Consider the following 12,750-nt stretch of genomic DNA (forward strand, 5'->3'; position numbering starts at 1 on the left):
TGCGGGTCCATTCTCCCACCAGCCAAGGACGAACACACGGCCCGGTCAGTTCACGGTTCTGCCTGTTCTTCTTGGGCCCAGGGAGCCGGAGGGCTCCGCCCGTCGAAGGCGGCGCCTCCCGCTCACCCGTTGCGGACGGTGACCCGGCCGTTGTCACTGCGGGCGGTCAGCACATGGGTACTGGAATCGGAGCGGGCGACGGTGACGTCGACGCGGCCGTCGTCGGCGCCGGCGGTCACCTTGTAGGCGTCCTTCGGCACGGCGAGATCGACGCGGCCGTCGTCGCTGGTGGCCTCCACGCTGTCCGGCACGACGGCGAAGGCCAGGCTCACCCGGCCGTTGTCGGAGGCGGCCCGCACGGTCTTCGCGCGCAGGCCCTCGCCCTCGATCCGCCCGTTGCGCGAGGTGAGGTCCAGGGGCCCGGCGGAGTCCTTGACGCTGACCCGGCCGTTGTCGGAGCCGATCTTCAGCGGGGTCTCGAAGCCGCTCGCCTCGACCCGCCCGTCGTCATTGCGGACCGTCACCGCGACACCGCGCGGCACCGTGACCTCGTGGCGGGCGCCGCAGTTCTTGAGGACCCCGCTGCACTTCACGGTGAGGCGGAGCGTGCCCTGTTCGAGCCGCCAGTCGGCGTCGGGCCCGCTGCCGAAGGCGACCCAGCCGTCGACCTGCCGAGCGACCTCGACGTTCTTCACATCGGCCGGCCGCACCACGACCGTGGAACTGCCGCCTTCGATGGTCAGCGCCTTACCGGCGAAGGCGAAGCTCTTGTGCTCGACGGGCGCGTTCGCCGGGTCGGAACTCCCGCACCCGGCCAGCGCCAGTGCGAGAACACCGGCCCCGACGGCGGCGATGAGCGCGGTGCGACTGTGAAAACCCATGGCGATGATCCCCCGATGACGTGCGAGCCGTACGTGCGACGGCCGTACGCCCACGGTACGAAGCGACCCGGCGGCGCGCGCTGGAGCCTGCTACCGAATAGGAGGGGGTGCTACCCCCACCCCCTCCTCCACCCCGCCCGCAATCGGGTTTGCGGGGGCACCCCGTGGGCCATGTACGCTGGTCCCTCATCCCACGGGTGTGTAGCTCAGGGGTAGAGCGCTGCTCTTACAAAGCAGATGTCGGCGGTTCGAAACCGTCCACGCCCACCAGCACGAAGGCCCCTCGCCGATCTTGGCGGGGGGCCTTCGGCATCGCCCCTGTGCCCGCCCGATCCGGTGACCGGCCCGACCGGCGCCGTGCTTCGTCCATGGCCCCATGCTCGTGCAGTACAGAGGCCCAAGTGCGCCTGATCCTGCGGCCGTTGAGGGAGCCGTGCAGTCAGCCGAACGCGCCGCCCCCCGCCTCACCGCTTCTTGCGGATGGCACTCAGGGGTTCCCCAAGGGAGACATTCCGCTGACCCGTTCACGTCGCCCCGGCCCGCGCCAAGACCGGACCCTGCCCTGGAGCCATGGCCGGTGCCAAGCTCGTTTCGGGGGCGTCGTCACACTCACACCCACCGCAGCGGGAAGCCCCGCCGGGGTGCGGACGGGGCTTCTCGGCCGGCGGCGTGGCGTGCTCGGGGTCGACGCCCGGCGCCGGGGTTCGGCGGGTCAGGAGCGGGGAGGACTCCGCCGGATGGCCGAGATTACGCCTGCGCTTGGCTGGAACGTAACCCCTGTGCATGATGAGGCGCCGACGAATTCACGGGACGCCGAGGTGGCGGGGTCGGCGGGTGCTCCCGGTGGGGCGCGGGCCGTGGCCCGGCGGGGGAGAGGGAGTGGGGTGCGGGGTGGCCGGAGAGAGAGGGCTGCGGCGGGCGTACGCGCGGGCGTGCGGGGCCGAGCCCAGCTACGGGGAGGTCGGCGCCACCGGCGGGAGCGCGCTGCCCGGCGGGTACCGGGTGTTCCGGCGGCGGATCCGGGTCGGGTACGGGCAGGACGCCTTCGAGCGGGCCGGGGCGTACGTGCTGAGCTGGGGGGTTCAGCGCGGCGCCGGGTTCGGGGTGTACCCGGGGACCCCCGCCGTGCCGGGCGCCACCACGCTCGTCGTGCTGCGACCGTCGAGGCGCTCCCGGCCGCGGCCGGGAGGAACGGCAGCGCTGCCCCGGCTGCCGTGGCCCCGCCTGGTCATCCCGTGCCGCGTCGTGTGGACCGTACGCGCCGCCGAACGCATCGGCTTCGCCTACGGCACCCTGCCCGGGCACCCCGAGTGCGGCGAGGAGTCGTTCGTCGTGGGGCGGGAGGCCGACGGGCTCGTCTGGTTCGAGGTCGCCGCGTTCTCCCGGCCCGCACGCTGGTTCGCCCGGCTCGGCGGGCCCCTCACCAGGCTGTTCCAGGATCTCGCCACCCGGCGCTATCTCCTGGCCGTGGCCGCCGCCGTGCGTGAGGGAAGCCACTGAAGGGAACGCGAGCGGGGCGCGCCTCGTCTCTCCGGGAGGTGCGAGGACGTACAGGAGGCGGTGACACACTGGCCGCTCGTTCGGTGAAGGGAAGCTGGTCGTGGCGATGATGCGGAATCTGCGGAGGGCGGTGCGCCGCTCCTACCGGCGGACCGTCGACCTCAGCCATCCGGTGCGCTCTCCTCTGGGAAGCGCCGTCGTCAACTGTGCCGTGTACGTCGACGGCGTACGGCAGAAGGACGACTGCCCCGCCGAGGAGGCGCTGCGGCGGGTGCGCCGGCTGGGCGACGGGGCCTTCGTATGGATCGGGCTCCAGGAGCCCACCCAGGAGGAGTTCGCGGGGCTCGCGGAACTGTTCGGGCTGCACCGGCTGGCCGTGCAGGACGCCGTCACCGCGCACCAGCGCCCCAAGGTCGTGCCGTACGACGACACCCTGTTCTCCGTGTTCAAGACGTGCCGCTACGTCGAGCACGAGGAACTCACCGAGACCAGCGAAGTGGTGGACACCGGCGAGCTGATGGTGTTCACCGGCACCGACTTCGTCATCACCGTGCGGCACGGCTGCCACGGCTCGCTCGGACCGCTGCGCGAGGAGCTGGAACGCGAGGGCGAGCGGCTCGCCAAGGGGCCGTCGGCGGTGCTGCACGCCGTCGCCGACCATGTCGTGGACGACTACCTCGCCGTCATCGAGGCCATGCAGAGCGACATGGACGCGGTCGAGACCGCCGTCTTCGCCCAGAACGCGGGACGGGGCGACGCCGGCCGGATCTACCAGCTCAAGCGCGAACTCCTCGAACTGAAGCGGGCGGTGGCGCCGCTGGCCCGGCCCCTGCAAAGGCTCGCCGGTGAAGAAGTGCCCGCCATCGACCCCGAGGTCAGGCCGTACTTCCGGGACGTCACCGACCACCTGCTCCGCACCACCGAACAGATGGCCGCCTTCGACGGGCTGCTGGACTCCATACTCCAGGCCCACCTCGCCCAGGTCACGGTGGCCCAGAACGAGGACATGCGGAAGATCACGGCGTGGGCGGCCATCGTCGCCGTGCCGACCATGGTCTGCGGCATCTACGGCATGAACTTCGAGAACATGCCCGAACTGCACTGGCGTTACGGCTACTTCATGGCGCTCGGGCTCATGGCGGTCGCCTGCGGCGTCATCCACCGCGGGTTTCGCCGCAACGGCTGGCTCTAGCCGTCGGGCCTCCGGGCGGGCCGGAAGCGCCGGGCCCCCCGGCGGGCGGAAGCGGCGGGCCTCCGGGCGGGCGGAAGGCGGCGGGCCTCCGGGCGGGCCGGAAGCCGTCAGGGCCCGGGCGGACCGGCCGCCCACCCCGCCGCTTGCGCGCACACGGCCCTCAGCCCGCGGTGCGGCGGCTCTCCGCGAGGCCGCGCAGGCGCTCCATCTCGCGCCGGTCACGCTTGGTGGGCCGGCCCAGACCTCGGTCGCGTACGCCGACGGCCAGGGCGTCCGCGCGAGGCGGAGGCGGCGGGCTGTTGTCGATGTACGCCTCGGCGGCGACCGGCGCGCCGACCCGCTTGCGCAGCAGCTGGACGACCTTGACGATCCGCTCCCGCCCGTCCATGCGCAGCCGCACCTCGTCGCCGACCCTCACCTGGTGGGCGGCCTTCACGCGCTCGCCGTTGACCTGGACGTGCCCGGCCCGGCAGGCGGTGCCCGCCTGCGAGCGCGTCTTGGTGAGCCGGACCGACCAGATCCAGCTGTCGACGCGTACGGGGCCGGTACCTGTGCCGGTGGTGGTGCCGTTCGCTGCTTGGGCCATGCCCCCGACTCTAATCGGCGGGCGCGGCGGGGCCTCGCGGTTTTTGGACGCGGAGGGCGCCGGGCTGTCGCCCGGGGGACGGGGACTCGCTGAGCCATTGCCCAGGGGGTCGGCCCCCGGGGAGCGGGCGGGCGAGGCGGACCCGGGCCCGTTGTCAGTGGTGTCGGTCACACTGGGGGCATGTGCAGAAGCATCAAGACGCTGAGGCCGCCGGCCATGCCGGAGGAGGCCACCGAGGACGACATCAGGGCCGCCGCCCTGCAATACGTGCGCAAGGTGTCCGGCTTCCGGGCGCCCGCCGAGCACAACCGGGAGGTCTTCGAGCGCGCGGTGGACGAGATAACCGAGGCCACCCGCGAGCTCCTCGCCCATCTGGAGGTGCGCGGCGCGGGCAGCACGCGGAAGACGGCGTAACCGGCCCAGGTGGAGGGGTCGGCCGGCGGGCCCCCGGGTCAGGACGCCGGGGTCGGCGCCGGTATCGGGCGTTTGACGACGTACGCCGCCAGCGCGCCCGCCGCGAAGAGGGCGAGCAGGGAGACCGCCGTGCCCAGCCAGGTCGCGCCCAGCCACTGCCCGCCGAAGTAGCCGAGCCCCACGCTGTACGTCGCCCAGGCCACGCCCGCCAACGCCGACCAGGGCAGGAACTCCCGGATCTTGCGGTGCGCCGCGCCCGCGCCGAGCGAGACGACGGAGCGTCCGGCGGGGGCGAAGCGCGCGATGACGACGAGGCCGCCGCCTCCCCGGCTGAGCGCCAGGCCCAGTCGCTCCTGGGCCCGCGTCAGCCGGCGGGAGCGGGCGATCGCGCGTTCCAGGCGGGCGCCGCCGCGTCGGGCGAGGCGGTAGGCGACCAGGTCGCCCAGGACGGAGGCGGTGGCGGCGCAGGCGGCGAGGGTGAAGAGATCGGCGTGGCCGGCCCCGGGGACGGCTCCCGCGCCCGCCTCCGTGGCCGATCCCGCGGCCGTGGTCGCCGCCGTGATCACGAGCACCCCGCTGGGCAGCACCGGAAGGAAGACATCGAGCAGGACGGAGAGGGTGACGACGGCGTAGATCCAGGGGCTGGACGTCAACGCCCCCACACTCTCCAGCACGTTCGCTCCTCTGCGGCTTGTCGGTTCCCCGGACGGTGAATACCGCGGTGTCGCGGGGAAGCGGCAGGGGGCGGCGGTACAGCCGTACAGCGTACGCCCGGGCCCCGGGACGTTTCTGCCAGGGGTGGGTGGTGTTCCGGTGGGGGGACGGTCGAGCGCGGGGCCGGATCGGTACGGCCCGCGTCCTGACATGCCGCTGCCCGGAGTTCGGGACCTGAACTCCGGGCAGCGGGACGGGCGTTGGAGGCGCGGGCGCCGGACGATGGAGTCGGCCGGGAGGCGTGCGCGGTGACCTTCGGCTCAGGCGGCGACGCTCTCGCGCTGCGCGTCGGCGGCCGGCCGCGCGGTGCGCCGGGCGCCGAGGAGCTGGTCGAGCGCGAGCGCGCCGGGACCGGTGAAGACCAGGAGCAGGAACGCCCAGCAGTACATGGCGGAGGCCTCGCCGCCGTTCTGCAACGGCAGCACCGCGTTCGACTGGTGGACGCTGAAGTAGGCGTACGCCATCGAGCCGGACGAGATCAGGGCGGCGGGGCGGGTCAGGAGACCGGTCAGCACCAGGACACCACCGACGAGCTGGATCACGGCGGCGTACCAGCCGGGCCAGGTGCCCGCGGGGATCGAGCCGCCGCCCATGGCGCCGCCGAAGACGCCGAACAGGGAGGCCGCGCCGTGGCAGGCGAAGAGAAGGCCGATGACTATGCGGAACAGGGCGAGCGCGTAGGGGCGCGCGCGCTCGGCATCGAGCGTGGGGGAGGCCATGGGGGGCTCCTTCGGTTGGGGACGTGACCGATGGGATGCACAGGTTAGGCAGGCCTCACTAGTGCTTGCAAGTTCAACATTCTTAATGTCTTGTTTCGGCTGGGTGAATTGGGCCAGGTGCGCCCTCGGGGGTGATCGGCCGGTCCATGACGGTCACGAGGCGGACTGGACCACCGCGCACACGGCGCGACCGGCGCGCCTGATCGAGCCGCAGCCGGGCGGAACGGCCGTGCAGCGTAAGGGTCATGAGCTGGTTGCCGAACCAGGGTCCGCCGGCCCTGCGCCAGTCGAACAGCGGCCGGACCACCCCGCCGTGCCGCGCCAGTACGTGGCCGAGAGCGCGCCCCATCCGGCTCCAGCCGAGGCGGAATCCGGCCCTCACGGGGGCCGGAACCGAGTTGTGGACCGGCGAACAGGTCAACTGACGTACGTGTGACGTCGGTTGGGGCACCGAAATTGGCCAGAAGGGCTCCGCCACGTAAGCGTGGTGGACATCACCCGACAGGACACTGACCGTCGCCGGCGCCCCGGGGCCGGATCCCGCGCCGGTGATCAGTTCGGTGAGGAACGCGAACGACGAGGGGAAGGCGGCCCAGTGCTCCAAGTCGGCCCGCCGCCGCAGCCGTTCGCCGATGCGCGCCCAGCGCCGGCCCCGGGAGCCCGCGCACAGGGCCGCGTTCCAGGCCTCCGCGTCATGGATGAACGGAGGGAGCAGCCAGGGCAGGGAGGTCCCGATCAGAAGGTGGTCGCACTCACCGGGGCCCGGCACCTGGGCCCGCAGCCAGCGCTCCTCGCCCTCGTCGAGCATCGCCCGCCGGCCCTCGTCCAGGACGCGGGCGGCCCTGCTGCCCACCATCAGCAGCCGGGTGCGGCCGACGTCGCGCCGGTAGCTCCAGCGCGCCGCCGCCGGGTCCGCGCCGGCCAGGGCCGCGAAGGAGCGCAGCGCCTCCGTGCCGTCCGGGGTGTCCCGCACCGCCGCGTACAGCGGATCGGCGGCCAGCTCGGCGGGCGAGAGGTTGCCCAGGTGCTGGTGCACCCAGTACGACATCAGACCGCTGACCAGCCGCTCCTGCCACCAGGGCGTGGCACGCATCTCGGCGAGCCAGGCGGCGCTGGTGTTCCAGTCGTCGATCACGTCGTGGTCGTCGAAGATGTGGCAGCTCGGCACGGTCGAGAGCAGCCAGCGCACCTCCGGGTCGAGCCAGGACTCGTAGTAGAGGCGGGTGTACTCCTCGTAGTCCGCGACCTCGGCGCCCGGGGCCTCGCGCAGATCCCGGCGCGCGGCCAGCCAGCGGCGGGTCCCGTCCGAGACGCTGTCCGCGTACACCTGGTCGCCCAGGAGCAGCAGGAGGTCGGGCCGCTCGGCCCCGGGGTCGGCCGCGAGGCCCCCGGCGAGAGCGTCGAGGGCGTCCGTCGCGGTGGCGTCGGGCGCGCGGCGGCAGGAGCCGAAGGCGACGCGGAGCTCGGCGCCGGGCGCCGGGACGCGGATCGTGCTCAGCGGGCAACGGGAGTGCGGCGCCGGCCAGACCGGCCGTTCGTCGAGCAGCACCTCGTACGCGGTGGCGGTGCCCGGCGTCAGTCCGGCCAGCGGGACCAGCGCGTAGTGGTGCCCGGCGATCTGGAACGTACGGGCCCGGCCCGAGGTGCCGTCGGCGCAGCGCACCCGGGCGGTGCAGGGCCGGTCGGCCTCGATCCACACCGTGGCGGACCCGTGCGGGTCCAGGTGTCGCAGCAGCGGCCCCAGGCGAAGCCCGGCCATGTGGTGCCCCCTCCGTCGCCGTCCGTTCGTACGGTACGGAACGACGGAGGGGTGCGACAGGTTTCAACGCCCGTCCGGTCCAAGGGAGTTGAGCTGCTGGGCCGCCCTCAGCAGCCGTTGAGGATGCCCTGGAGCGCCGACTTCTCGGCGGAGTCCACCGTGAGGCTGTAGTAGTGCTTCACATCCACCCACATCCGGGCGTAGGTGCAGCGGTAGGAGGTCAGCGACGGCAGCCACTTGGCCGGGTCCTTGTCGCCCTTGGCCTGGTTGACGTTGTCGGTGACCGCGATCAACTGGGGGCGGGTCAGGTCGTTGGCGAAGCCCTGGCGCTGGGGCGTGGTCCAGGTGTTCGCGCCGGAGCGCCAGGCCTCGGCGAGCGGCACGATGTGGTCGATGTCCACGTCGGCGGCGGCGGACCAGGTGGCGCCGTCGTACTCGGAGTACCAACTGCCGCTGGTGGCGGCGCAGCTGGAGTCGGTCGTGACATTGGTGCCGTCGCGCTTGAGGACGACCTCGCGGGTGTTGCAGGTGCCGGACTGGGTGATCCAGTGCGGGAACTTGTCGCGGCTGTAGCCGGTGAGCGAGCCCTCCGCCCGCACGGTCAGCTCGCCCAGGTAGGTGCGGGCGGTGGCGGCGCTCACCGGGGTCGGCGGCGAGGCCTCGGCGGCCGGAGCGGTGACGAGCGCGGCGCCCGCGACGAGTGCGGCAGCGGCGACGAGGACGGCCGAGCGACGCGCGTAGACGCGGGGCGTGCGCGTTTCTATGGCGGCTGACATCCGAACTCCCTTGACGTGGGGGGAACTTGACCGGCCACGGGATGGGCGGCTCGGCCAGCGTGACGGCGCCGGGTTGCGCGGGGATGGGCGCCAGGTAACAGCGTGGCGACATGGTCACGTCAGATCAAGAGCCCGAACGCCAAGGGAGGGCAAGGGAATTGACGCCCCCTCGTGGGCGCTGGCGCGGGCGCGGGGGAGTGAACCGGGGGTGCGCCAGGGGCCACGGCCCCCTCGCGCCGGTCCGGGGTGCGCCTTGCCCGCATGCTGCCGAGCCCGCATGGCGCCGGTCCGCATGGCGCCACTCGGCCCGCATGGCGCCAGGTCCGCACGGCGCCGGGCCGCACGGCGCCGGGCCCGCATGCCATCGGTCCGCCCGGCAGGGGCCCCGCGCGCCACCGCCCCGCACCCCTACCACCGCGGGCGGATCAACCCGCACGACACCCGCCCGGCGCGGAAAACGACGTACCGTCGCGTGCAAGTCGGCGCGTCGTACGGTGGGCGCGTGCTGCTGCCCGTGAACGTCACGCTCGGGGTCGTCCTCGCCGTACTGCTCGTCGCGGCCGCGGGTGTCGCCGCGGCCGCGAGGCTGGGGCGGCATCGCGAGATCCTGATCGCTGGGGTGCGGGCGGCGGTTCAGCTCGCCGTCGTCGCCCTCGTGATCCACTGGGTGGTCGGCTCGGTGCCGCTGCTGCTCGGGTTCCTGACCCTGATGTTCGCCGTCGCCGTACGCACCGCGGGGCGCCGCATGACCGCCAACCGCACCTGGTGGTGGGCCGCCGCTCCCATCGCGTCGGGCGTCGTCCCCGTGGTGGTGGCGCTGCTGCTCACCGGGCTCGTCCCGGTCAAGGGCATCGCGCTGATCCCGGTCACCGGCATCCTCATCGGCGGCGCGCTCACCGCGACCGTGCTCGGCGGGCGCCGCGCCCTGGACGAGCTGACCGCGCGGCACGGCGAGGTGGAGGCCGCGATGGCGCTCGGCCTGCTCGACCGCGACGCGCGCCTGGAGATCGCCCGGCCGGCCGCGTCCGACGCGCTGCTGCCCGGCCTCGACCAGACCAGGACGGTGGGCCTGGTCACGCTGCCGGGCGCGTTCGTCGGCATGCTGCTCGGCGGCGCCTCACCCGTGCAGGCGGGCGCGGTCCAGCTCTTCGTGCTGGTCGCGCTCATGGCCGTACAGGCGGTCGCGGTGTCGGTGGTGCTCGAACTCGTCGCGCGGGGCAGGGTGCACCGCGAGGTCCGGGACCTTCGTCCCTGATGGGGCGCGCACGACGTGCCGTATTCTTGAGGGCGCAGAAGGGGAGTAGCTCTTCGCCGGAACGTCGACATACTGCCGAGTCCCCCAGGGGTTCTCGGCCGGCGCCCGGAGGCGAGTGCCCGCGAGGGCCCCGCCAGCGAGACCTTCGGCCGCAGTGACCTGAACCATTCATGGCGCTGCCGAGCCGAAGCGACCCCGGATCCGGTGGAACCGCTCTCGGAGCGGACGCGCCCGACCGATTGAGGAACCCCTTCCGTGCTCAGCTTCACGATCATGGCGATCACCTTCGGTGTGATCTTCCTCGCCGAACTCCCCGACAAGACCGCGCTCGCGGGACTGATGCTCGGCACCCGCTACAAGGCCTCCTACGTCTTCGTCGGCGTCGCGGCCGCCTTCGCCGTGCACGTCGTCCTCGCCATCGCGGCGGGCAGCGTGCTCACCCTGCTGCCGCACCGGCTGCTCCAGGCGATCGTCGGCGTCCTGTTCCTCGCGGGCGCGGCGATGCTGCTCTTCAAGAAGGACGAGGACGACGAGGAGGTCAAGGCGCCCGCCGACCAGTCGTTCTGGAAGGTGTCGGGGGCGGGCTTCATGCTGATCCTGGTCGCCGAGTTCGGCGACCTGACCCAGATCATGACGGCCAACCTGGCCGCCCGTTACGACAACCCGCTCTCCGTCGGCATCGGCGCGGTACTCGCCCTGTGGGCGGTCGCGGGTCTCGGCATCGTGGGCGGTCGCGCCCTGATGAAGCGGGTGCCGCTGCGGCTGATCACCAAGGTCGCGGCCTGCCTGATGCTGACCCTGGCCGGGTTCAGCCTCTTCGAGGCGATCGCGGGCTGAGGCCGCCCGCCTTGTCCTGGCGGACGCGATGGCGCGCACACGGAAACGGCCCCCGCGGTAGGACGGGGGCCGTTGGTCCGTGGTGGCCGGGCGGGGCCGGGCGGAGGGGCGCGATCAGATGGTGATCTCCAGGCGCAGGGTGCCGTCCGCCCCGGCGGTGACGGTGAGGTGCGTGAGGTCGGGAACGTACGCGGTCGGCTCGTGGGCGTCGGCGCGCGGGCCCACGCCGACGACGCGCATCCCGGCCGCCCGGCCCGCCGCGATGCCGGCCTCGGAGTCCTCGAAGACGACGCAGTCCGCCGGGTCGAAGCCCAGCTCGGCGGCGCCCTTGAGGAAGCCCTCGGGGTCCGGCTTGCTCGCGCCGACGCACTCGGCGGTCACCCGCACCCCGGGCATCGGCAGACCCGCCGCCGTCATACGGGCCCGGGTGAGCGCCGCGTCGGCCGAGGTGACCAGGGCGTGCGGCAGCTCGGCGAGGGAGGCCATGAAGGCGGGCGCCCCGGGGACCGGCACCACACCGTCGGTGTCGGCGGTCTCCTCGGCGAGCATCACCTTGTTGTCGGCGTGGTTCTGCTCCATGGGCCGGTCCGGGAGCAGCAGAGCCATCGTCGCGTAGCCCTGGCGGCCGTGCACGACCTTGAGGGCGGCCTCCGGGTCGAGGCCGTGGCGCTCCGCCCAGCGGCGCCAGCAGCGCTCCACGACGGCGTCCGAGTTCACGATCGTCCCGTCCATGTCCAGGAGCAGGGCGCGGGCGGTCAGGACGGTGGTCGTCGTGGTGCTGGCCGGCATCGGCGAACTCCAGGTCACGGGAGCGGGGGGCGCGGAAACACAAAGGTGACCCCCGCCCGCCGGTCAGGGAGGAAACAGGCAGGGATCACTTTGTTTCTCCACGATACAAAACGCGAGGGGTGTTGTGCCACCCGGCCCCCTCTCCAGGGTCGCGGGGCCGCTCCTTCCCGCGGTGTGAACCCCGGCGCCTAGGGCTTGTCGGTCATCGACTCCAGGGCCTGGCGGGTCGGCGGCCCGTAGACCCCGGCCGGGTCTCCGCTCACGCCCATGTACGACTGGAAGTCGCGCACCGCGCGCTCGGTGCGGGAGCCGAAGTTCCCGTCCGTGGTGCCGTTGTAGAGGCCCAACTGGGCCAGCCGCCGCTGGAGTTCGAGGACGCCCGGTCCGCTGTCGCCGCGCCGCAGCGTGGTGCTCGGCGGCGGCGCCAGCGGCTTGCCGTCGGGCGACGCGGAGGGCCCCGGCGCGGAGGCGGAGGGTGACGGCGCGTGCTTCGACGGCGTCGGCGAGGCGGTCCGGGACGCGGAGGGCGACGGCGTCGGAGAGGGCCGCGCGGAGGCGGAGCGGCTCGGGGAGGCCTTCTTCGTCGGGCCGGCGGCGGCCGAGGGGGTTCCGGGCGGCGCCGAGTCGCCGCCGCTGTAGGGCAGGCCGGTGTCCGCCGCGTCCGGAAGTGCCCGCTTCGGCGTGGCGTCGTCGGCGAACAGGGTGCTCGCGAAGGCCGCCGCGGCGATGACGACGGCGGCGGCCGCGCCCGCGGTCAGCGCGATGAGGCGACGGCGCCCGCGGGGTGCCCGCGCGCCGTCCCGCGGGGCGCTGTGGTTCCCCCGCCGAGCCTCCTGGGGTAGGGGTTCCGCCGCCGGAACCACCGCGCCCAGCCGCATCGTCCGCTCGGCCTCCGGGACGCCCGGGACGCCCGGAACGCCGGGGACGCCCGGAACGCCGGGGACGCCCGGAACGCCGGGGGCACCCGGAGCACCCGGAACACCCGGTACACCCGGAACACCCGAGGGGTCCTCGTCCGGCGCCGCCGAGGCGTTCGGCAGCATCACGTACGGGCGGATCCGCAGCGGGTCGAAGTCCTCCGCGGCGGCGGCCCGGGCCGGGCGTTCGGCGTGCGGCGTCTCGGCGGCGCGCTCGGCGCAGGCGCAGCCGGGTCTGCCGTCCACCCCGCGTTCCGCACCACATTCAGGACAGCCGTGTCCGGTCATCGTCGGTTTCCCTCCCCATGGGCTGCGAGCGATTATGCCGGGCGGTCCGCGCGCCCCCGGGGCGGGTGGCCGAGCCCGGCAGGCCATTTCCGTACATTCCGATCAAGATGGTGGGACGAGTCG

The 12,750-nt window shown here is 73.5% G+C and carries 13 protein-coding genes and 1 tRNA gene; 6 read left to right on the top strand and 8 right to left on the bottom strand.

Translation table 11 applies throughout. The features are described 5' to 3' along the window. Positions 1–122: 122 nt before the first annotated feature. The gene (locus N4G70_RS03275; RefSeq protein ID WP_261710824.1) at positions 123–881 is read right to left on the bottom strand and encodes a DUF4097 domain-containing protein; all 759 of its coding nucleotides are present in this window, start codon (positions 879–881) and stop codon (positions 123–125) included. A 195-nt stretch (positions 882–1,076) separates the two neighbouring features. Between N4G70_RS03275 and N4G70_RS03280 the strand changes: the two genes are divergently transcribed. The 3 genes from N4G70_RS03280 (at position 1,077) to corA (ending at position 3,573) form a co-directional block, all read left to right on the top strand. Next, positions 1,077–1,151: transfer RNA gene (locus N4G70_RS03280), tRNA-Val, on the top strand. A gap of 621 nt (positions 1,152–1,772) precedes the next feature. Further along, the gene (locus N4G70_RS03285; RefSeq protein ID WP_261710825.1) at positions 1,773–2,381 is read left to right on the top strand and encodes a DUF1990 family protein; all 609 of its coding nucleotides are present in this window, start codon (positions 1,773–1,775) and stop codon (positions 2,379–2,381) included. A 106-nt stretch (positions 2,382–2,487) separates the two neighbouring features. Further along, positions 2,488–3,573 carry a magnesium/cobalt transporter CorA gene (gene corA / locus N4G70_RS03290; protein WP_261711359.1) on the top strand — a complete coding sequence of 362 codons (1,086 nt, stop codon included), beginning with the start codon at positions 2,488–2,490 and terminating at the stop codon, positions 3,571–3,573. A 160-nt stretch (positions 3,574–3,733) separates the two neighbouring features. Here the strand turns inward: corA and N4G70_RS03295 are convergent, their stop codons facing one another. Continuing rightward, the gene (locus N4G70_RS03295; RefSeq protein ID WP_315904218.1) at positions 3,734–4,159 is read right to left on the bottom strand and encodes an RNA-binding S4 domain-containing protein; all 426 of its coding nucleotides are present in this window, start codon (positions 4,157–4,159) and stop codon (positions 3,734–3,736) included. 180 nt (positions 4,160–4,339) lie between these two features. Between N4G70_RS03295 and N4G70_RS03300 the strand changes: the two genes are divergently transcribed. Beyond that, the gene (locus tag N4G70_RS03300; protein WP_261710826.1) at positions 4,340–4,573 is read left to right on the top strand and encodes a DUF2277 domain-containing protein; all 234 of its coding nucleotides are present in this window, start codon (positions 4,340–4,342) and stop codon (positions 4,571–4,573) included. A 38-nt stretch (positions 4,574–4,611) separates the two neighbouring features. On the opposite strand, the gene N4G70_RS03305 is transcribed toward N4G70_RS03300, so the two are convergent. From N4G70_RS03305 to N4G70_RS03320, 4 genes are all read right to left on the bottom strand, one after another. Beyond that, entirely contained in the window at positions 4,612–5,247 is a 636-nt protein-coding gene (locus tag N4G70_RS03305) for a DedA family protein (protein ID WP_261710827.1), read from the bottom strand. 300 nt (positions 5,248–5,547) lie between these two features. Further along, entirely contained in the window at positions 5,548–6,006 is a 459-nt protein-coding gene (locus tag N4G70_RS03310; protein ID WP_261710828.1) for a DoxX family protein, read from the bottom strand. A gap of 82 nt (positions 6,007–6,088) precedes the next feature. Then, the gene (locus tag N4G70_RS03315; RefSeq protein WP_261710829.1) at positions 6,089–7,765 is read right to left on the bottom strand and encodes an alkaline phosphatase D family protein; all 1,677 of its coding nucleotides are present in this window, start codon (positions 7,763–7,765) and stop codon (positions 6,089–6,091) included. A gap of 107 nt (positions 7,766–7,872) precedes the next feature. Beyond that, positions 7,873–8,541, bottom strand: a complete 669-nt coding sequence (locus tag N4G70_RS03320) for an HNH endonuclease family protein (protein ID WP_261710830.1) — start codon at positions 8,539–8,541, stop codon at positions 7,873–7,875. Between the two features lie 502 nt (positions 8,542–9,043). On the opposite strand from N4G70_RS03320, the gene N4G70_RS03325 reads away from it, so the two are divergent. Beyond that, entirely contained in the window at positions 9,044–9,796 is a 753-nt protein-coding gene (locus tag N4G70_RS03325) for an ABC transporter permease (protein ID WP_261710831.1), read from the top strand. A 255-nt stretch (positions 9,797–10,051) separates the two neighbouring features. Next, the gene (locus tag N4G70_RS03330) at positions 10,052–10,633 is read left to right on the top strand and encodes a TMEM165/GDT1 family protein (RefSeq protein ID WP_261710832.1); all 582 of its coding nucleotides are present in this window, start codon (positions 10,052–10,054) and stop codon (positions 10,631–10,633) included. Between the two features lie 114 nt (positions 10,634–10,747). Here N4G70_RS03330 and N4G70_RS03335 read toward each other — a convergent pair whose 3' ends face one another. Together N4G70_RS03335 and N4G70_RS03340 are read right to left on the bottom strand one after the other, a co-directional pair. Further along, positions 10,748–11,422, bottom strand: coding sequence for an HAD-IA family hydrolase (locus N4G70_RS03335; RefSeq protein ID WP_261710833.1), 675 nt, complete (start codon positions 11,420–11,422; stop codon positions 10,748–10,750). A 188-nt stretch (positions 11,423–11,610) separates the two neighbouring features. Further along, positions 11,611–12,585, bottom strand: a complete 975-nt coding sequence (locus N4G70_RS03340; protein WP_261710834.1) for a peptidoglycan-binding protein — start codon at positions 12,583–12,585, stop codon at positions 11,611–11,613. Between the last annotated feature and the right edge of the window lie 165 nt (positions 12,586–12,750).

This window comes from Streptomyces sp. ASQP_92, assembly GCF_025399895.1.
Taxonomy (GTDB): domain Bacteria; phylum Actinomycetota; class Actinomycetes; order Streptomycetales; family Streptomycetaceae; genus Streptomyces.

Bases quoted from the DNA above. Each gene is read 5' to 3' on its own strand.
- corA (WP_261711359.1), top strand. From the start codon at position 2,488: ATGATGCGGAATCTGCGGAGGGCGGTGCGCCGCTCCTACCGGCGGACC.
- N4G70_RS03275 (WP_261710824.1), bottom strand. From the start codon at position 881: ATGGGTTTTCACAGTCGCACCGCGCTCATCGCCGCCGTCGGGGCCGGT.
- N4G70_RS03335 (WP_261710833.1), bottom strand. From the start codon at position 11,422: ATGCCGGCCAGCACCACGACGACCACCGTCCTGACCGCCCGCGCCCTG.
- N4G70_RS03295 (WP_315904218.1), bottom strand. From the start codon at position 4,159: ATGGCCCAAGCAGCGAACGGCACCACCACCGGCACAGGTACCGGCCCC.
- N4G70_RS03300 (WP_261710826.1), top strand. From the start codon at position 4,340: ATGTGCAGAAGCATCAAGACGCTGAGGCCGCCGGCCATGCCGGAGGAG.
- N4G70_RS03320 (WP_261710830.1), bottom strand. From the start codon at position 8,541: ATGTCAGCCGCCATAGAAACGCGCACGCCCCGCGTCTACGCGCGTCGC.
- N4G70_RS03310 (WP_261710828.1), bottom strand. From the start codon at position 6,006: ATGGCCTCCCCCACGCTCGATGCCGAGCGCGCGCGCCCCTACGCGCTC.
- N4G70_RS03315 (WP_261710829.1), bottom strand. From the start codon at position 7,765: ATGGCCGGGCTTCGCCTGGGGCCGCTGCTGCGACACCTGGACCCGCAC.